General features: G+C 44.9%; 16 protein-coding genes. 11 read left to right on the top strand and 5 right to left on the bottom strand.

The features are described from left to right. Position 1: 1 nt before the first annotated feature. The 3 genes from AC1RM2_RS16945 to AC1RM2_RS16935 all read left to right on the top strand — a co-directional run bounded on the left by AC1RM2_RS16945 (position 2) and on the right by AC1RM2_RS16935 (position 2361). The gene (locus AC1RM2_RS16945) at positions 2–538 is read left to right on the top strand and encodes a glycoside hydrolase family 73 protein (RefSeq protein ID WP_492986375.1); all 537 of its coding nucleotides are present in this window, start codon (positions 2–4) and stop codon (positions 536–538) included. Between the two features lie 48 nt (positions 539–586). Beyond that, the gene (locus AC1RM2_RS16940; protein ID WP_492986374.1) at positions 587–1447 is read left to right on the top strand and encodes a glucosaminidase domain-containing protein; all 861 of its coding nucleotides are present in this window, start codon (positions 587–589) and stop codon (positions 1445–1447) included. 155 nt (positions 1448–1602) lie between these two features. Beyond that, complete coding sequence (locus AC1RM2_RS16935; protein WP_492986373.1) at positions 1603–2361, top strand: peptidase associated/transthyretin-like domain-containing protein; 759 nt, start codon at positions 1603–1605, stop codon at positions 2359–2361. Positions 2362–2396: 35 nt separating this feature from the next. On the opposite strand, the gene AC1RM2_RS16930 is transcribed toward AC1RM2_RS16935, so the two are convergent. Continuing rightward, complete coding sequence (locus tag AC1RM2_RS16930) at positions 2397–3449, bottom strand: hypothetical protein (RefSeq protein ID WP_492986372.1); 1053 nt, start codon at positions 3447–3449, stop codon at positions 2397–2399. A 127-nt stretch (positions 3450–3576) separates the two neighbouring features. On the opposite strand from AC1RM2_RS16930, the gene AC1RM2_RS16925 reads away from it, so the two are divergent. The 8 genes from AC1RM2_RS16925 to AC1RM2_RS16890 all read left to right on the top strand — a co-directional run bounded on the left by AC1RM2_RS16925 (position 3577) and on the right by AC1RM2_RS16890 (position 14571). Continuing rightward, entirely contained in the window at positions 3577–5097 is a 1521-nt protein-coding gene (locus tag AC1RM2_RS16925; RefSeq protein WP_492986371.1) for a M20/M25/M40 family metallo-hydrolase, read from the top strand. A gap of 57 nt (positions 5098–5154) precedes the next feature. Continuing rightward, positions 5155–5970 (top strand): capsular polysaccharide synthesis protein, encoded by an 816-nt coding sequence (locus tag AC1RM2_RS16920; protein ID WP_492986370.1) that lies wholly within the window; start codon positions 5155–5157, stop codon positions 5968–5970. Between the two features lie 93 nt (positions 5971–6063). Beyond that, positions 6064–6705 (top strand): hypothetical protein, encoded by a 642-nt coding sequence (locus AC1RM2_RS16915; protein ID WP_492986369.1) that lies wholly within the window; start codon positions 6064–6066, stop codon positions 6703–6705. Further along, positions 6702–7859 (top strand): AAA family ATPase, encoded by a 1158-nt coding sequence (locus tag AC1RM2_RS16910; protein ID WP_492986368.1) that lies wholly within the window; start codon positions 6702–6704, stop codon positions 7857–7859. The genes AC1RM2_RS16915 and AC1RM2_RS16910 overlap by 4 nt, the downstream gene beginning before the upstream one ends. Beyond that, a complete protein-coding gene (locus AC1RM2_RS16905) occupies positions 7856–8563 on the top strand; it encodes a hypothetical protein (RefSeq protein ID WP_492986367.1) in 708 nt (235 codons plus the stop codon). The genes AC1RM2_RS16910 and AC1RM2_RS16905 overlap by 4 nt, the downstream gene beginning before the upstream one ends. Continuing rightward, complete coding sequence (locus AC1RM2_RS16900) at positions 8563–10938, top strand: hypothetical protein (protein WP_492986366.1); 2376 nt, start codon at positions 8563–8565, stop codon at positions 10936–10938. Before AC1RM2_RS16905 ends, AC1RM2_RS16900 begins: the two co-directional genes overlap by 1 nt. 2 nt (positions 10939–10940) lie before the next feature. Beyond that, complete coding sequence (locus tag AC1RM2_RS16895) at positions 10941–13667, top strand: hypothetical protein (protein ID WP_492986365.1); 2727 nt, start codon at positions 10941–10943, stop codon at positions 13665–13667. Between the two features lie 238 nt (positions 13668–13905). Further along, positions 13906–14571, top strand: coding sequence for a hypothetical protein (locus AC1RM2_RS16890; protein WP_492986364.1), 666 nt, complete (start codon positions 13906–13908; stop codon positions 14569–14571). Between the two features lie 305 nt (positions 14572–14876). Here AC1RM2_RS16890 and AC1RM2_RS16885 read toward each other — a convergent pair whose 3' ends face one another. From AC1RM2_RS16885 to rsmA, 4 genes are all read right to left on the bottom strand, one after another. Further along, a complete protein-coding gene (locus tag AC1RM2_RS16885; RefSeq protein ID WP_492986363.1) occupies positions 14877–17162 on the bottom strand; it encodes a hypothetical protein in 2286 nt (761 codons plus the stop codon). A gap of 138 nt (positions 17163–17300) precedes the next feature. Further along, positions 17301–17699: a hypothetical protein gene (locus AC1RM2_RS16880; RefSeq protein WP_492986362.1), complete on the bottom strand. Its 399-nt coding sequence runs from the start codon at positions 17697–17699 to the stop codon at positions 17301–17303. A gap of 43 nt (positions 17700–17742) precedes the next feature. Continuing rightward, positions 17743–18474: a hypothetical protein gene (locus tag AC1RM2_RS16875; protein WP_492986361.1), complete on the bottom strand. Its 732-nt coding sequence runs from the start codon at positions 18472–18474 to the stop codon at positions 17743–17745. After that, the gene (gene rsmA, locus AC1RM2_RS16870) at positions 18475–19254 is read right to left on the bottom strand and encodes a 16S rRNA (adenine(1518)-N(6)/adenine(1519)-N(6))-dimethyltransferase RsmA (RefSeq protein WP_492986360.1); all 780 of its coding nucleotides are present in this window, start codon (positions 19252–19254) and stop codon (positions 18475–18477) included. Positions 19255–19691 lie beyond the last annotated feature (437 nt).

Here is a 19691-nt window from a genome sequence, read left to right as displayed (position 1 = left end):
TATGAAGAAAATCTTACTGATTACCGCCCTGTTGATTTCAACAATTGCTGCTTCAGCACAAAAAAACACTTCACAATCTTATATCGAGAAGTTCAAAGATGATGCCATTCGTATTATGCACGAAACCGGCATCCCGGCAAGCATCGTTTTAGGTGTAGCCATGCATGAATCCGGCTGTGGCAACAGCACCATAGCCCAAAGCCTTAACAATCAGTTTGGAGTAAAAGGCGGAGGCAGTGTAGTTTTTATCAAACACAACAAAAAAGTACGTTCAGCCTATAAAAAATACGATTCGGTTTTAGATTCATTCCAGGATTTTGCCCGCATCATGACCGAGCGCAAACAATTCAGCCACCTGGCCGATGCGCTTACCCACTATGATTACACCGGCTGGGCAAAAGGCATCCAGCGCAGTGGTTATGCCAGCAGCCGCAAATGGGCAGCACAGGTTTTAGGTATCATTAAAAAATACGACCTGAACGATTTGGACGAAAACCCTGCGACCCAGCCTAAAGAATTAGCAGAAGCTAAACAATAAAATCTTATTTTGGCATTTTAATAAATGCCTGTATTAAGGTTTATCTGTATGCGAAAAATAAGTACTGTATTTTTAATATCAGTTGTTTTTTTTAGTTCCTGCTCGGCACGCAAAACAACATCATCACGAAACAAATCCAGGAATTCTATTTCTAACCGCGATGTACGTCGCAACAACAGCAGTATTCAAAAGGCTAATGGAGCTTCAATAGCGGGTTACAAATCGCTGTCGAGTTTAGATTATATTGATCGTTTTAAGGCCATTGCCATACAGGAAATGAACCAGTATGGCATTCCCGCCAGTATTACACTTGCCCAGGGCCTGTTTGAATCGGGCGCCGGCAACAGCGATCTGGCCCGCTTTGCCAATAACCACTTTGGCATAAAATGCACCGCCGACTGGAAAGGAAAAAGCTATTATAAAGATGACGACCAGGTTAACGATTGTTTCAGGGTGTATGATAACCCTGAGGATTCGTTCCGCGATCACTCTACCTTTTTAAAGCGAAAAAACTACGCCAAACTGTTTGAGCTGGATAAAAACGATTATGAAGGATGGGCCCGCGGTTTGAAGGCAGCAGGCTATGCTACCAACCCCAAATACCCCGAACTGCTCATAAACCTTATTGTAAAATACAACCTGGACCAGTACGACCGCGCCGAAGGTGAAGCAGCCAAAATAAAACGTGAAGACCGTGTACTATCGCAAATTAATGACAGCATTGGCAAAGCCAACACAGATACCCTTACCAAAACCAAACCCGACGATAAGATATACACCGTAAAACAGGGCGATACACTATACAACATATCTAAACGTTTTGGTATAACTGTTGACGAGCTAAAAGCGTTAAACAGTATACCAGATAATAATATCCACATTGGGCAAAAACTGGTAGTAGTGAAGTAAGGGAGCCCCCTCTAAATCTCCCCCGGAAGGGGAGACTTTTACCTTATTCTTTTTTTCAAGTCCTCCCTACCGGGGAGGATTTAGGAGGGGCTAAAAGTTAATTGTTGTTAAAATTAATGCCTTGTTAAAGGCTAAAGTTTATTTTTGGCGCCACAATGAAAAAATGGTTGTTCCTGTTTATCTGCATGTTATCTATACGGGCTTTTGCACAGCAAAAGCAGGTAGAGGGTATTGTGTTTGATAAAGACAGCAAAGACCGCATTGCCAAGGTAAACATTGTTAATGCCACCACCGGCAAATCTTTTTACAACAACCTTAAGGGCGAATTTTCCATAGATGCCCAGCCCGGCGATATGCTGATATTTATTAAGGCCGATCATTACAGCGATACCCTGAAAGTACCAGGCAGTAATGCTATGGCAGTTTATATGAAACGGTCGGCTATCATGCTCAGGGAGGTATATATCCGCGATACGCTGCTTACGCCCGAGAAGCAATTTGCGGCCACCAAACGCGATTTCACCAAAATTTACGGATCGGAATATAGCCAAAGCCTGTTGTCTGTTGCACCCGGCATGGGGGCGGGAATAGGTATTGATGCTTTGTATAATGCCTTTAGCCGCAGCGGCCGCAATGCCGCTAAATTACGTACAACGATAGAAGAAGATTACCACCAGCGCGAGATTGATTTTCGCTTTAACCGCGCATTTGTGGCCAGCGTAACCCGCCTTAAAGACCAGCAGCTTACCGATTTTATGCAACGTTACCGCCCCGGCTACTTCCTGGTAAAAACCGCCACCGACTATGAGTTTATCACCAGCATAAAAACCAACTTACGCCGGTTCATGCGTTCGCCCCGTAAATCATCGTATACCCTTGCTCCATTAATTACGCCCGCGGTAACCAATAACTAAAGTCCGTTTGTAATAGCGGGATTTACACCGATGCGCTAAATCTTTTTAAATTTAATCACGTTATCCTGCTCCCATACGCAAAGCATTTGATTGCTGCCCAGCAGGATAGATTTTAAGAAGCCGCCTTTGCCTACCATAACAACATTTTTATTGGGGGCCGATACAACCTTCAGCGTATCGTTCGCCTGAAATGAAATTATAGTTTTGGTACCGGCCGCGGTAATGGCGCAATTTCGGCCTTTGCCTATCAACTTTTCCGAACCGCCCGGCTGTGCGTAAAAAATTTCCCCTTTACGTTGCCACACGGTATGGATGCTATTTGCTTCGTCAACAACAATGCCGCCGCCATCCATAGGGCAGCCATTAAGCACCCAGGTATTGGTGCCCATTTTTTGCGCCGGTTGAAAAACCCTGCCGCCATCTACAGATTTGGTTACATACAAATCCCGCGAGCCATTCAACCAATTTCTGAACATAATGGCCACTTCCTGCCCATGTACCGCGATGTTGGGCTTGCAGCACTCACACACATGCCCATCCGGCGATTGGTAGGCTAATATATTTTTTGACCAGCCGGTGCTTTTCGCCATTAACCCCGAAAAATAAACCTGGTTCCTGTGCCCCATCCGGGTATCCAGCCAAACGGCATAAAAGTTGTCTTTTTTATCGGCAGCTATGCCCATCAGCCCTTCGGGCGCCGATTGGTCAATATCATTTATAACACCCATCTTTTCCCATTTTGAAGAGGAATGTTTTAACCGGAACCAGTGGATATTGCCCGATTTATCCATTGCCGTAATTACCGAATAATTGGCCGAACTGGCCAGCTGCGGCCCTCTTGACATGCCCAAATGCATGTTTGTTATATGCCCCACCAGCGCTGGTTTTGAAAACGAAACGCCCTGGTTAGCAGATGTAGCGCAAAAAATATTATCCTTATCGCCAAATACTATCCTGATGATGCCCTTACCATCGGCGCTAACCTGTGGCTGGCTTCCCGCGGATATGGTACCTTCCGCCGCAAGGGCTTTAATGGCTGGTGCTAATAATATAATCCCCAGGAGGATAGATAGCAATGCTTTTTTCATAGTTGGCGTTTAAATGAGTACGGTTTACCCCGGCAGGCGGTAATTGGTATTAACAACGTTATAGCATGTCAAATATATTCAAATGATTGAACATATAATTTGCTTATATTGGTCATTTACCATCGCTATGAAAACAAATACCTGTTTTATCGCACTGATGCTTTTGGGTGCCCAACTGCTATCAGCCCAAACAAACCAGCAAAAAATAAATGCGGCTATAAAAACCAATCAGCAGGCAATTTTTGACGAATACCTGGACTTTGTTGCTATCCCCAATGAAACTGTTGATTCGGCTAATATCCGCCTTAACGCGGCATTTGTTAAAAATATGCTGGAGAAACGTGGTGTTAAAGCCGAACTGCTTACCACCGCCAACGGCAACCCGGCTGTTTTTGGCGAGGTAAAAGTGCCGGGGGCAACAAAAACCATTGCCTTTTATGCCCATTACGACGGCCAGCCGGTAAACCCCAAACAGTGGGCGCCCGGCCTAAAGCCATTTGATCCCGTTTTTATTACCGCCCCAATTGAGCAGGGCGGCCACATCGTTAACTATAAGCGCGGCGATGCCATTGATACCAGCTGGCGATTGAGCGGCCGTGGCAGTGCCGACGACAAGGCCGGTGTCATGTGCATTATCAATGCCTATGATGCGCTGATAAAAAGCAAAATAAAGCCGGGATGCAACATCAAATTCTTTTTTGAAGGCGAGGAAGAAAAAGGCTCGCCACAACTTGCGGCAATCTTTAAAAAGTATAAAGCTAAGCTAACATCTGATCTTTGGATTATTTGCGATGGGGCAAGGCATCCATCGGGCAAAAATATAGTAGTGTTTGGTGTAAGGGGCGATGTTAATATGTGGCTTACTATTTATGGCCCCAAACGGCCATTGCATAGCGGCAATTTTGGTAACTGGGCACCAAACCCAGGCCTGGCCATGGCCAAATTACTGGCAGGGATGAAAGATGATGACGACCGCGTAACCATTAAAGGTTTTTATGACGATGTAACCCCGCTGAGCCAAGGCGAAAAAGAAGCACTGGCAAAAGTACCGCCGGTTGAGCCTGGCTTAAAAAAAGAGCTTGGTATTGCCCGCCCCGAAGGCGGAACACGCCCCCTGGTGAATGCATTTATGCTGCCGACACTTAATATTAATGGCATGGCAAGTGGTAATGTTGGCAAACAGGCATCAAACGTAATCCCGGTGAAAGCCGAAGCGGTGCTTGACCTGCGCCTGGTACCCGGCAATGATATGGACAGGCAAATTCAAAAAGTAACCGACCATATAAGCGCCCAGGGCTATTATGTTATAGATAAAGAACCGACAGACCAGGAAAGGGTTACCTACCCTAAGATCATTAAAATAACCCACGATGCCGGTTACAATGCACAACGAACACCGCTTGATTTGCCCATAGCACAAGCTGTTGTAAAAGCCGTTCAGGGTACGGTTGATTACCCGGTGATTCTTTCGCCAAGTTCTGGCGGCAGCCTGCCCCTGTTTGTTTTTGAACAGGAATTAGGCGCAAAGGTTATTACTGTACCATTAGTTAATTACGATAATAACCAACACGCCGAAAATGAAAATGTAAGGGTGAGCTACCTTTGGCAAGGTATAGCAACCATGGCTGCGGTAATGCAGATGAAATAGCACTGTGGCAAGGTGGTTGAAATTACCAGAATATCCACATAAAGTGATTCTGTTTTTATGAAGAATGAAGAAAACGACAGGAGTTTTCCTAAAATTATTTGGTTTCTATGGTTGCAGGGGCTTCCTTCCGCTCCGGCTATCGTTCAAAAATGTTTCGAATCCTGGGTTACAAACAATAAAAATTGGAAAATCGTCCTGCTGGATAAAAACAATATTGTAGATTATATAAGTTTACCCAATATTGAAACCACTCCACAGGCATTATCTGATATCATACGGATTAATTTATTAGCAGAATATGGAGGCATATGGGTTGATGCCACATGTTATTGTACCACGCCTTTGGATAATTGGTTTTATGATCACATAAAAGCCGGTTTTTTTGCCTTTGACCGCCCCGGGCCATATAGGATGATATCCAGCTGGTTTCTTGCGGCCACAAAAAACGCTTATATACCCCAATATTTAAAGAATGAAGTTAACGCTTATTGGAAGCATAACCCTAAACTTGTACTATTCGAAAAATCGGGATGGCGGCTTTTTAAAAAAATAATTCCAAAACATCCTGAGCAATGGTTCAGTAACTTTTACAAAAAAGCACTTAAGGTTTATCCGTATTTCTGGTTTCATTATTTATTCGGAAAAAGTTATTCAAATGATGAAAATTTTAAAAATCAATGGGACCAGGTGATAAAAATAAGCGCTGATATCCCACATCGCCTCCAATTTGAAGGACTAACTTCGCCACTTAATGCTTCCATAAAAAAGGAAATCGACGAATGTTATGCTCCTGTATATAAACTAATCTGGAAAACCGAGATTTCAGATGGCTCAAATGAAACTATCCTTGATTATTTATTGAGAAGCCGTTAAGACAAGCAACCGCAGGTTAAACAAGATTTGGGTATATTTATTAAAGCTTAATTCCCGTTTTGCTTAATTCAATAAAATGCCTAACTTAAAAACTTGAACCTGAACGAATTTTTAACCCGGTTAATGAGTGATGGCGCGGTGTTGATGCCGCGACAGATGACTGTATTTCAGGAAGATGATGAACGCGCCGCGCTTGCATTATTAAATCAACTGTACGATACCGATAAACTGGAAATGCCTTATGCCGCGCCTGCTTTTGAGCCGGGTGCCGCTTTGTGGGCCGCTAAATTCCTTTTTTATGCTGCCCAATTGGTGCTGCTGCGCGATTTGGACGAGACCGTGATGGCCCAATACCTGCAACCCTTTACCGGCGAACAATCTGCCGGTGCCATTTACTCGGCCGACCTGATACTGCGCCACCTGGGTGGTTTATTTAAACTGAGCAGCGGCATAGCACCCGATGATCCGCTGGTTGTTTACTTAAAACAAACCGCAGCGGCCTGGCCATTCTCGTCCGTTGGATTAAGCATCGAACCAACGGTTGATACCGGGGCGATAGTTGACCATCCATCGCTTAAATATACTTACCTGGACAGGATCATTGCGCATCGCGATGTTGCGCGTTTAAAAGGTATTGCCGAGCAAAACACATTGAAAGAAATTATGGGCATGCACCAGGCCAGGCTTTGGCCCGGTTTTGAATTGCTTGCCCTGCCCCATGATATTATTTTATGAACACAGCTATAACAACTAACCAATTCCCGGTTGTAGATAAACTACTGGCGGTTTTAAACCACCTGAAGCAAACTTTTGTTGATAAGGACGAGATCATCGACCTGATGGGCATTTGCCTGGTTGGCCGCGAAAACCTGTTTTTATTAGGCCCGCCGGGTACCGCCAAAAGCGCCACTGTGCGCGAGTTAGCCAAACTACTGGATGGCAAAACCTTTGAATACCTGCTGACCCGTTTTACCGAGCCGAACGAACTTTTTGGTCCGTTTGATATTCGTAAGCTGCGCGATGGCGAACTGGTAACCAATACCGAAGGCATGCTGCCCGAAGCTTCGCTGATATTTTTGGACGAGCTGTTGAACGCCAACAGCGCTATCCTGAATAGTTTGCTGATGGTATTGAACGAAAAAATCTTTCGCCGTGGCCGCGAAACCCGGCAGCTACCCGCGCTGATGGTGATTGGCGCCAGTAACCACCTGCCCGAGGATGAAGCCCTGCAAGCCCTTTTCGACCGTTTTTTGATCCGCGTGCGTTGCGATAACGTTGATCCGCAGCATTTAAACGCCCTGCTGAATGCCGGCTGGACACTGGAACAAAAAAAGGTGACCGAAAAGCCCGCCATCACTGCCGACGAGGTAAGGCAGCTACAGGATTTTACCGCCCTGGTTGATCTTGTTGAAATAAGGCCGCAATACATCGAACTGATACAGAAGCTGCGCAACGCCGGGCTGCAGGTATCAGACAGGCGGGCCGTAAAGCTACAACGCCTGATAGCCGCCAGCGCCATCATCTGCAAAAGACAAAAAGCCATACCATCTGATCTTTGGGTGTTGAGGCATATCTGGGATACCGAGGAGCAGCGCGAGATTATCAGCAATATTGTGAACGAGGTGGTAAACATGAACGAGGATACACATGCGCAGCACCCCCGCGCCTCGCTTAATGCCCTGCCCAATGCCGATGAGCTGTTTAGCGAGGTACAAAAACTAACGCTGCAATGGCAGGAGCCCGAGATTTCGATGGCCGACAGGTCGCTTATAAAAGACAGGTTATCGCATATTAACAGCCGCTGCGAGTGGATAGGTAACGAAGAGCAGCGCAAATACGTGCAACAGCCCATTGATGAGCTGTGGAAACAAATAATGCATACCGCATGAAAGAGTTGATACTGGTAATAGAAAACCGGTACCGGCATGCCTTAGGCACAATCCGGGGTATTCCGGGGCTTAAAACGGCTATGGATGGCGATAACATCTGGCTCAGGGGTATTATGCCGGGTAACAAGCCGGATGTACAACTTAACTCGTTGCCCGTGCTGCAGTCTTATGAACTGGACGCCGAAAACAGGCTGTTCCCGGCCGGCGGTTTAACCCCTACCGGTATCCTGAAAACGCTCGACTGGCAGCCTATCAAAATATCTATACCGGTAACTATGCCCGTATCCGCCTTGCCTGGCCAGCTTAATGCTAAAATGGAGCTGCGCCTGGAGCGCTCGGGCGTATCCCGGGAAGCCTTCGCACTACTAACCGACCTGGAGGATTGGAAAACATATGCAGATACAGCCCCGTTTACCCGGTTGAGGCAGCTGAGTTTCGCGGTTTCATCATCGGGCAAAACATTAATTACCGGCCAGCCTTTGCCGGCCATACAGGGGCAAACATACTGGCGCAGCGGGCAAATGCTGCTGCCGGCCGGTTATGATTTTAATCCGCCGATAATTGCATCACTCGTAGCTGCCCGGTTGACTGGCGATAAGCAGTCGCTGGTTTTATTTAACCACGATGGCAACTACCAGCAAGTGCCATTAACAGATTTTGTACCCGCCACCCGCAGCGCGGTACGCTTAACGAGGGTGGGTTGATGGTAGGTTTGCATGTAGTTAAATATTTTGGGCCTCAGAAAGATTACTTCTGGTACTGGGCCGATGGCGGCAAAGTAATTGAGTTTAGCAATGGTGCTACCGTTTGCTACCGGGAAGACCTTTTGTTTATTTTGCAATCGCTCAATTTACCGCGGGCTTTGCCTTTCAGCACTTTTATACTGTTATTTTGTGCCTGCAAAAATAATTTCGAAGCTACATATAATTTTGAAGCTGGTTTACAGTATATATGTGATCAGGGACCGGCAGCGAATAACGAACGAGTTCAGCTTCAGCAACTTTTAAACGACTCGATGACCTTTTTGAGGTTGGTTAATTCGTTATCTTATAGCTATAGAATGGGATTAAAAAGAATCCCGCTGTATCAGGCTATTTTTGAAGATTATTTTGTAGGAGATAGCAAAACGCACAATTTAAAAGAATTAGTAAGTCAGTTTAATACCGGCACCTTTGATGAATATGTTTTTATACAACGTGATGGCCCGCATCTTAGTTTTAAAAATATCCTCCGCCCTTTGGCCGAAGCACTTAAACAATTCCCAACTAAAGAAGCTTTAGAACTAAAACTACGCACCGGGCTAACCACATTGCCCGATAAAGCCAATATGGAACTGCCGGCTCCTGTACCAGGTAACTTATTTGATATTTTGGAGGCCGATGCAAAAACTGCGGGCATCAGCATGCTGGCCCGGCATATTATTGGCGCGCTCAGCATCCCGATGCATTTAAGCGGCAGCAGCGATCAGTCTGTGGGTGGGGTTTCTGATATCAGCAACCGCGGGCATTATGATAAACTGCTCCTGAGCGAGCTTGCCCAGGACGATTTATTGCTCACCGCCCGCCTGGCCAATAACGAGGCTTTGTTTCTGCAACGCGAAGAGCTGCCTGTAAACAATAGCCAGGAATGGCACATCCTGCTGGATACCACTTTAAAAATGTGGGGCTCGCCCCGCATTTTCGGTTTGGCGGCCGGCCTGGCTTTTAGCGAGGGCCGTAAAAAAAAGGAGGCCATGAATGCCTGGGCGTTAGGCGGTAAACAAGCCACGCCAATTGATCTGCATAGCAAGGAAGGGATCATTCAAACATTGGAACAGCTTGACCCGGCCCTGAACTGCGGCGCGCAACTTGGCAAATTGCTGAACGATCAAAAGGGGCAAAAAGGCAAGTATATCATGATCACTGCCGCGCATTATAAAGAGGATACTGCTTTCCTGGCCCATTTTTTACCGCTTAAAGATCAGCTGGATTACCTGGTTGTGGTAAGCCGCGATGGACATATCGAGCTGTTTGAAACCCAGGGCGGCAGGCATAAGTTGCTTAACCAGGCCACTATTGATCTGGATAGCCTGCTGTTTGCCCGCCCCAAACGGTTGTACAGCCACCCCAACAAATCGGCCTGGCCGGCCATGTTGCAACACCGCGATTTCCCGCTGTATTTTCCGGCATCCAAAATAAAACTGAAGCCCGACCTGGTTAGGTTTAACCAGCAACGGGCGATAATTATTACCCAGGATAAACGTGTACTGCTTTGGCAGGCCAAAGACCGCGGCGCCATTGAGCTGGTTGACCATATAGAAACCGGCGAATATTTTTGGGGCGATGGCGGTGCCGAAACCCTGTTCCTGCTGGTTAAAAACACAGCGAATGATTTTGTGTTGATCTATCAGCTGGATATTATTCATTATACCTACAGCGTAATACAATCTGTTCCGTTAAAAGCTAATGATGTGCGGTTTCTCGATAATCTATTCTACATTAAGACGGACAACGAAATACCTACAATAAATCCGAAAACCGGGCAACGGGTTTTTATTACTGATAACGAAAACAGGAGCATGATGGCATTTAGCCACCTTAAAGTTACGCCACATATCAACCTCCTTAACCAGACCAAAAAATTCATCAATAATGGTTACAGCGCAATAAACTCGGCAACCAATGTTTATGTAAGCACCAATGGCAGGCTGTTTGTAGATCATCGCGATTTAAGGCTCGATCCTACAGGAAATCATTTGAGCTTTAAGGATAACGCCAACCACGCCGAATGGAAAAGGCCCTATAAGCAGGAAGCTGTACTGATTGAGCATCTGCCTAAAATAAAATTCAGTAAATTTATATGGGCAAACGGCAGCGAGGCCGTGGTGGATTCCAGGGGGCTGCTGCATTTAAAAAGCGCCGATGCCTCCCTGCCCGAGGTAACCATTATATTAATTGTAGATAAAACCACCGCCTGCTGGGCATCTGATGGTATGGTTACCGGCTCGTCTTATTTTACCGATGCCCAACCAAATACCTATATAGCGGCGGGGGCTTTTTATGATAACTATATTCAACCATTTATTGATAAACTGGCCTAAGCATGCAGCTGCAACTCAAATATAGCCAACACACCAATCTCCCTGTTCACGCGGCATTTGTGCCGGGCACGCTGGCTGCTGATTGGTTTGCCCAAATGGATACCTGGCAAACCGACCTGCAAACGCTAAGCTGCTACCTGCTGCCGCACAGCATAGGCAACAACCAGGCCGCGGGTTTATTCGTGGTATTTAACGGAGCGGCGCCGGCCGCACAATTGATCAGGTATCCTTACGGCAAACTGGCCGACAAACTGTTTATACCAACAAACGCTGTTTTGTACCCGGTTGCAGGAACCGATGAATTAAAAAAATTGCTGCTTTGGGATGTACAGGTTTTTCACCCGCATATAGGCCTGGTGGGTTTTGAAGCAAAGGACAAAATTGAACTGGCACATTTTATCGACCTGCTCCAGCCCCAACATCAAAACTGGCACTTTGCCCATCCCGGTTTAAACCCATTGCCCGGCCTGCAAATGATTGGCCTGGAGCCTGATGAAAACGCCGACATGCTGGATGCCCTGAAAGAGGATGTAGGCAGCGTACCGCTAAGCCAGATCCCTGATATAACGGAAGATGGTGAATCGCCGGCATCAAAAAACATCAAAAAGGTAACCAATGCCATTGCCATGGTTGGCCTGTTTTTTTTGCTGGCCCTGGCGTTTATAGGCAAAGTTATTTTCACGGTGCTTGCCGCTATTTTTCCTATTTCGGCCAGCCCCTACCGCCGGCCACAAAAAGGCCTTTTACGGGAACTGGAAGACTGGGTAAACCGCAAAATTACCGATTTGCAAAAACAACGCGACAGCGAGCTGAACCGTCTCATGAATTTGTTTGACAAGGATGCCGACGAGGCTTTAAAATATGCCATCCCCCTAAACAGCCCTTATCTTGATCGTGGCGTGGCCCCACAATCGGGCAAACTTAGCCGCCGAACGCTTGATTTTAACCTGCGGGGCCTGGGCGGTGGCGGCAGGGTTGATGGCTGGGATTTAGGCGAGTACCGGCAGTTGTTGTATAAAAAATACGAGCAATCGGCCAATGAGGCCATAGCTGCAGGCAATTTCAAAAAAGCGGCCTACATTTATGCGCACCTGTTGGGCAACTTTCACATGGCCGCCAATGTATTGCAGCAAGGCAAGCTTTACCGCGAGGCGGCAGCTATTTATAAAGACCATTTAAATAACAAGATTATGGCGGCCGAATGCCTTGAAAAAGGTGGTCTGCTAACCGAAGCCATTCCGCTTTATATCGAACTGGATAACCCCGAAAAAGTGGGCGATTTGTACAACCGGCTTGGCCAGCGCGATAAGGCCTTAAAATATTATGACGAGAAGGTTAGCCGCCTTACCGCCGTTAAAGATTACCGGCAGGCCGCCAAAATAACGCTGGATAAAATAGAACAAAAGGATGCCGCGCTTAATTTACTGATGACCGGCTGGCAGGATACCAATAACCCCGAAGCCTGCCTTGCGGAGTATTTTACATTGGTGTATGACCCCGAAAGCAATACCTTGCCGCAGGAAGTAAGGCGCGTATATGCCCATCATGTTCCCCGCTTAAAAAAGTCGGCCTTTTTGAATGTGCTGGCCGATACCAGTAAAAAATATAGCAACAGGGAATTGGAAGCTACCACCCTGAATATAGCCTATGAAATTATAAGCGTACAAATAACATTGGGCGAAATGGGCGGGCTAAAGCTGATGAACAAATTTGTGCCCGGCGACAGGCTGCTTGCTGCCGATGCCAACCGCTTTATTGGCAGCCAGGTGCAATTGCCCAAAGTTAATAATAAGGCCACGTATCCTTTGAACTTAAGAAACGATGTAAAATGTATCGACATCGTTGTATACCATGATCAGTTATTGGCAATTGTCGAAAAATTTGGCGATTTACATCTGGAACGGATCAACTGGCAAGGCAAAACACATTCTGAGTTTCTCTTCAGGCTTAAGCCCGGCCTTGAACCAAAGCTAATGGCCGATGCCGTTCTTTCAAATATGGTTATGATTGTTGGCAGGAACGTACCCGTACATATCAATAAGGAACTGCCTGAATACACTTATTTTGAGCGTTCTTTAAACCTGCAAAGTTTAAACTGGCTGGATGAGCGGGCGCTGGGCTGCTGTTTTAACGGCAACGGTATAACTATGCTGTACTGTTATGATGACGGGCTGTCGATCAGTAATTTTTCGATGGACGGTGAGAGCAAAAATACATTTACCTGTAAACTGAAAGGCGAGCCAATAAAGTTGGGCATGCCCGGCATCAATCCCCCGGCGATGTTTTTTAGTAAAGGCTCCTTTGTTTACTATTGCTATGACTCTTTACTGCTTCGGATACACGAAACGGGAGAAACAGAGTTGTTAAATGTAGAAAGCAACATTATTAAATTTGATGTAACCAGCTATCATGCCGCCCTGAAAATAGCCCTGCTAACCGAAGACGGTTGTGTAATAGTTAAGCCAACAGTTAAAGAGTTAAAGATCAATTCTCCAATTTTTGCACAAAATACTGCAGCTACCGATATTAAATTATTAACCGACAATAAGCTGGTATTAGCCGGCGGCAACCAAGCCATGGTTTACGACATTAGCGACGATACACCCCGCCTGATAGCTACGCTGGCTACCGAAAACAGGATAGAGCGTATCATAGCGATTCCTAAACGGCATCATTGCGCCTTTTTGGAGGCAGATAACAGGATATCGGTTTATAATATTGAGGAGTGAGGGGAATCAGGTTGTCACTAAAAATAAGATGATAACAACGATAATACACCTAATTTTCACACAACCGCAGGGTTTTGAAAGTGATAGTAAGGCTAATGACCTGTGCCCCGTATGAATAATATTTGAAAACAATCAAAATATGAGGTTTTGCCAGGCTTGGAGGGAAAAAAATATATTTGATACAAGTTGGCGGGCGCTGTGGCTGCCGATGCCATCTGCCAAATACTATTGATAATACATGAAATTAAACGAATCAGATTACTACAATATGAGATACATTATTTTTTTAAACTTAATTTTTGGATTAATTTTTTTCGGATGTAACTCCGGAGTTAAATCTAATGCTTCCGTGAAATCCCAGGCGAAAACGATAAAACTCTCTAAAGATGACAAAGGTGAAATTCAGACGCTTATTAGAAAAATGCTTAAATGGTCTGATTCTGAAAGAGTAATTGCTTTGCTTCCGGTTTTAAGCAAAGATAGCATTTGTATAGGATTTGATTTTGACAAGCAAAACCTAAATCTCGAAAAACTAAGAAGGACTGGGTTTTTTACTAATGAGTTTATTAATAACTATAACAACATTATACAGACACTTGACAGGAAAATAAGAAACAACGAATTTGAGAAATGGAACGTTCATGAACTTCCACCATTTAATTTTGCAAATGATGTAAATCCATGGTGTTTATGCCAGGATAACCTTTCATGGGACACTGTAACTGTTGACTTTATTAAACTTAGCAACAATAAAGCAGAATTGAAATGGAACTGGGGAAAACTTGATTCAAGTGTCGATTCGAGTTGGAAAGATTTCTCATATACATTTAGGGTTGTTAAAGTGGATGGGGAATGGAAAATATCCTACTTGCAAGGATTTGATTATCAAGAAAGTATTAAGTAGCAAAAAAAAAGAAGCAGCCTTGGCTACAGCATTTTTTTTGAATATTATTATTGCAATGCTCTAACTTTGTGCCCCGTGCGTAGCCCCTGTGTTCAGGCAAAGCAGGGCCTGCCATATGGCATAAAGAAATTTCATCTACCTCGCCACAGCACCATTAATAATCCCGGAATAATAACGCAAAAAATTTCGCTGCCGGTCCGAGCGGCACATTTGATTTAGCTGTGTCAATTCCCTGTTTTTGATTGATTACGTGCTCAGCTATTAACAATTGCTCATTCGAAATATTTCTGCTTGAAAGTTAACCTTCACTTAGGATGTCGTGCAGTGTTCAAAGAGTCATATAGAAATAGTTTCCACAATTGTCGCTTATCTGCTTTATCCAGGCTCACAGAAAGAGTGCCTGAATTTACCAGTCGTGCAATGGTTGTATCCAGTTTCATTACCACACTTTCGCTAAGCACCCAGTTTAAAGGCAGTTGCTTTTCATTCAGTGTTAAATTGAGTGGGATAAATACACCGTCAAGCGAGTGAACGTACTTTGTTAAAGCATCCTCGGCAATGCGGCCACGCCCGCTACGGGTATTATAAATGCCATCGATAATTTCCAACACTTCGTTACCTTTTGTAATGCTTGTTATTGGCTTCTCTGTACTGAAATTGAACTGAAGGATATAGAGTTTAATATTTCGCCCTTCCAGGTGAAGCGCTTTCAACACCTGGAGCAAAGTTTCAGAACCCTTGTTTTCATAATAACCGCCATCTACAAAATGACGGCTATAGGTTTTGTCATGTATGTCATGCCGATAAAAAGCCCCGCCGGGAGAAACAATCGGAAAACGGTCGCTCAGATTAATTGCAGAACTATAACGGATATCGGCAGCCTGTAGTTCTCTAAGGTCGCGGGCGGTATCAAGTGGCAAACCGGGAAGCTTTACGTTGCTCCAAACATTTTGTAAGCCTGTTTCAGATTCTGTTGTATTAATAAACACCGCAGGCAGAGACGGTTGCACCGTCCGGTTAAACGAGCCGTCAAACAAATTATCTTCTCCGGGGTACGCGTTTTGCCAGCCGAATTCAAAACTTTTTTCAAGTGCGATGGCGCGATCTGTACACTCCAGGTGTACAGGCAGACAGGCGTTGATAACCTCGCCAAATGTTAGTTTAGCAACAGCTCCTGAAAGAAAATCCGTTTCAAAAAATTTGATTGCGGATGGATACCAATCCTGTTTTCGATCCGAGCTGTCGCGGTTACGGATGAGTTGCGCGTTAAAAAAATTAGCGCCAAGGGTACCCCCAGAAACACTGCTATAGCCATACAGGTAGTTTTTGAATAAGGGGAACCGCTTCTCCAACCTTGCCAGTAACAAGCCGGTAAACGCGCCGGTGCGCAAAGCGCCGCCTTCTGCCGAGACAAAAATTACCGGAACGCTATTTTTTTCACCAACGCGATACCAATACGGCCTTAACTCATCCGTTTGGGTATTTTTAAGCCAGGCGTCAAAATGTCGTTGTAAGCTAATGGTATCGCCCTTACGGTTATTTATTAAGCGCACAGGGTGATCGTTGTTAATCACAGAACAAATTACTATCCAAATTATCAGCAAAGCACGTACAGGCACGGGCTGCGCCTTATCCAGAAAATGCAGGCAAACATATACAACCTGCCAGGAGGCAAACGCCAGGCAAATAATTGCCGCCGTGCCCATGTTTGCCGCACCGGAAACAGGCAGGAGCAAACCGATATAGATAATCAATACAAGCGCTATCAGCAACAAGATGATAAGCTGACGCAGCAGGCATTTGTAAAATTTTGCGCGAATATGAAACATCCACACTTTTACAGTCCCCTTCAGGTTTATCGGGTTATCACTTGATGGTACAAAATCACCCGAATTGGGCAAAACCATACCATCCGGCAATAAAATTTGGCGTGGCAAGTCGTTGTTTGTATAACCACTGTCAGATGCGGGGATATCAACACGCACATCGTTTAAAATTCCATATAACCTGGTTACCCACTCATTTTCCTGCGGACTTATTGCCATCCATCGTAACCAGGAATACCTTTTGCTCAGGCGCACTATCCCGTTTCGCGGATACAAGTACAATAGTAATACACCCAACAAAACCAATAAAAAAATAATGGCAATCATTCCATAAGTAACATTAACGGGAACGCCTACGTACAGCGTTGAAATGGTTTTATGGTTAAAAGCATAAACCTTTATAAAAGCCAGCAACATTAATACTGTAGGGAAAAACAAGGCCATCCGGGCGGCCCAAACCTGGTATTTTTTCCGGTTATCAACCCGCACAGGATCAAGCGATCTGCCGGAGTTATCTGTTAGATAGATGAGCATACGCGTTCCATACTCGGAAGCAACACTCCAAAAAAACAACCCCGATAATAATGCCGTAACCTGTAAAGGATGACCATTGCCTGTACGTTCGGCAACCAACAGCAGTACGTCTTCGCCCTGGGCCAGCATTAAAAAAGCGGCCACCGCAATCAGGTTCATTAACTGAATGAACCATGTTCCCCTGATTATCGTCAGGAAATCCTGTGTTTTATGAAATAATGAATTGCGCATATATTTGAGGATTAGGTTAATACAGCAGCAATTTACGAAGAAATTATTTATGGTGGCACCGTATTTTTACGGTAAATTCCACCACGCTCAGGCGCCTGGCTCCAAGGTCAGACGTCGGATTTTTGGTCACCGTGGTTGTTACGAAAAGTAAGATGACAACAACGATAATAAAATTAATCCGCCATAGGCACACAAACCGTAGAGTGTCCATCGGCGTAATTCTTTAGATTTTCTGTAATATCCATCTGCATAAAAAGTCCCCGAAAACAGGACCATTAATAATCCGGGAAATAATAACGCAAAAACCTTTGCGGCCGATCCGAGCGGGGCATTTGATTTGGCTATGTCAATTTCCTGTTTTTGATTGATCACTTCCTCAGCTATTAACAACTGCTCATTCGAAAGATTTCTCTTTTTAAATTCAAGATCCGCTGCTTCAAGGGCCAATGGTTGGTAATGGCCGGGTTCGCTATTTATAATTTGCAGCAGTTCTGCATCCGTCCTTTTTGACATTACCTGTTCGAATTGGTTGCTCATCGTGTCGATTTAGGTTGGTTTAAATGATTTACTATAAAATAATTTACATTCCAAATCTAACAACTTTAGCCTTAACGGTTTTAAACTTTTTTAGTTTACTATAGGGCACAAACCAATCACGGTTTGGCTCCTGCGAACGTATGGCATGCGGCAATATCGGGGGAGTTGAGACAATGATACCCTTGGCTGTAAAAACATACATACTAAATAGGGTCCGCGTCTGAAGGGTATCAACCGATGTTTTTAAATCATTAAAAGTGCTTTCATCCTCTTCGGGTATGGCCGATTTATCGGCTATGATACGCTGTTTAAGAATGTGTTTGTAATTTTTATACAACCAGGTGAGGCCGGTCGGGTTCAATTCCTTTTCAATTGGGTATGCTTTACCGGTGTGTATATCAAGCGTATGCCACCGCCGGTAACTATCGGGATATGCACCCATGGTTTCGAAAAAAAGCGTGATGGATATTATATCGGCACCCTGATAGGTCACCTCAAATTCCGACCCGGTTATTCCGCAGCCGCAATTTTTATAGTTGGCTACCACAGTATCCAGGGCATCGCCATCAAACAGGTTTTGATAGCTCATTGCTTTTTTTAAAGCAGGATATTTATTGTTTACAACCGGGAGCCGTAAAGTATCGGTTTGGGATTGGTACTTAAGGACCACCATTTTTGTTGATATGATGGCGGGGGGGCTTTGCTGCGCGTAAACACTCGGAACCAGCGTGTTTATACCAAGCAAAATTAACCAAATGGCGTTGCTCGTTTTCATCTATCTCGCCGCCATCACCTCATTCGTCAGCCTTACAAAATCATCCACGCTCAGGCGCTCGGCGCGTAGGTCAAGCGTTGGGTTTTCGGTCATCTTTTCTTTGTTGATGAGGGATGATATGGCGTTGCGCAAGGTTTTACGGCGCTGGTTGAAGCCGGCTTTTACAATTTGCCAGAATAGTTTTTCGTCGCAGTCAAGGTTGGCGGCCTGGTTGCGGGTAAGGCGGATAACAGCTGATAGCACCTTGGGCGGCGGGTTAAATACGCCGGCTTTTACGGTAAACAAATATTCTACCTTATAGTAAGCCTGCAAAAATACGCTCAGGATGCCATACTCTTTACTGCCTGGTTTGGCGGCGCAGCGTTCGGCAACTTCTTTCTGGAACATGCCCACTACCTCGATAACCTGGCTGCGGTTATCCAACACCTTAAAAAGTATTTGCGACGAAATATTGTAGGGAAAATTACCTATGATGGCAAAGGGTTTATCGGTAACGGTTTTAAAATTCATTTCCAAAAAATCGGCATTCATGAGGCGGGTACCCAGCTGGGGGTATTTCTTTTTAAGGTATTGTACCGATTCATCGTCGATATCGATCACCGAGGTTTCATAGTCGGTTTTTAGCAATAAAAAATCGGTGAGTACGCCCATGCCGGGGCCAACTTCCAGCACATTGGTAAACCGGCCTTCGGGTTTCAGGCTGTCTACAATTTTGGCTGCAATATTTTTATCGGTTAAAAAGTGTTGCCCTAAATGTTTTTTTGCCCTTACCAATGTCATTATCTGTCAAATATTTGAGCAAATTACGTGATATTTGCGCATTGATTGGGAACAAATGTTTTATTTGCGGGCTGGGAAGATAGATTTGAGATTTGAGACAAGAAAATGGATGTTTGAAAGTTAATTTGAAGTTCAAAATCTGTGAAATCCTTAAATCCAATGAATCCCGGTTCAGACAGTTTGCGTTAGGGATTGAAGTGGATACCGGCCTGTGGCTAAGGCCCGTGCAGTATGAACGTAAAGCCCGGCCCGAAGGGAACGCTCGTTTTAGTAGTAAGTAGTAAGTATCAAGTAGTAAGATATACCGCGGGACAAAGAGTCAAGAATCAAGAGTCAGGAATCAGGACGGGAGCGTTTGGGATTGACAGATTAAGAAATAAGAACAAAAATAATCCTGGAGATAGTTTCAGGCAAACCAATATAAATTTAATCACGGA

It is taken from the genome of Mucilaginibacter sp. GW822-FHT03E02 (assembly GCF_058801545.1).
The sequence above is the reverse complement of the archived record's forward strand: the minus strand, read 5'-3'. Positions and strand labels throughout refer to the sequence as shown.

Bases quoted from the DNA above. Each gene is read 5' to 3' on its own strand.
- AC1RM2_RS16945 (WP_492986375.1), top strand. From the start codon at position 2: ATGAAGAAAATCTTACTGATTACCGCCCTGTTGATTTCAACAATTGCT.
- AC1RM2_RS16940 (WP_492986374.1), top strand. From the start codon at position 587: ATGCGAAAAATAAGTACTGTATTTTTAATATCAGTTGTTTTTTTTAGT.
- AC1RM2_RS16935 (WP_492986373.1), top strand. From the start codon at position 1,603: ATGAAAAAATGGTTGTTCCTGTTTATCTGCATGTTATCTATACGGGCT.
- AC1RM2_RS16930 (WP_492986372.1), bottom strand. From the start codon at position 3,449: ATGAAAAAAGCATTGCTATCTATCCTCCTGGGGATTATATTATTAGCA.
- AC1RM2_RS16925 (WP_492986371.1), top strand. From the start codon at position 3,577: ATGAAAACAAATACCTGTTTTATCGCACTGATGCTTTTGGGTGCCCAA.
- AC1RM2_RS16920 (WP_492986370.1), top strand. From the start codon at position 5,155: ATGAAGAATGAAGAAAACGACAGGAGTTTTCCTAAAATTATTTGGTTT.
- AC1RM2_RS16910 (WP_492986368.1), top strand. From the start codon at position 6,702: ATGAACACAGCTATAACAACTAACCAATTCCCGGTTGTAGATAAACTA.
- AC1RM2_RS16905 (WP_492986367.1), top strand. From the start codon at position 7,856: ATGAAAGAGTTGATACTGGTAATAGAAAACCGGTACCGGCATGCCTTA.
- AC1RM2_RS16900 (WP_492986366.1), top strand. From the start codon at position 8,563: ATGGTAGGTTTGCATGTAGTTAAATATTTTGGGCCTCAGAAAGATTAC.
- AC1RM2_RS16895 (WP_492986365.1), top strand. From the start codon at position 10,941: ATGCAGCTGCAACTCAAATATAGCCAACACACCAATCTCCCTGTTCAC.
- AC1RM2_RS16890 (WP_492986364.1), top strand. From the start codon at position 13,906: ATGAAATTAAACGAATCAGATTACTACAATATGAGATACATTATTTTT.
- AC1RM2_RS16885 (WP_492986363.1), bottom strand. From the start codon at position 17,162: ATGCGCAATTCATTATTTCATAAAACACAGGATTTCCTGACGATAATC.
- AC1RM2_RS16880 (WP_492986362.1), bottom strand. From the start codon at position 17,699: ATGAGCAACCAATTCGAACAGGTAATGTCAAAAAGGACGGATGCAGAA.
- AC1RM2_RS16875 (WP_492986361.1), bottom strand. From the start codon at position 18,474: ATGAAAACGAGCAACGCCATTTGGTTAATTTTGCTTGGTATAAACACG.
- rsmA (WP_492986360.1), bottom strand. From the start codon at position 19,254: ATGACATTGGTAAGGGCAAAAAAACATTTAGGGCAACACTTTTTAACC.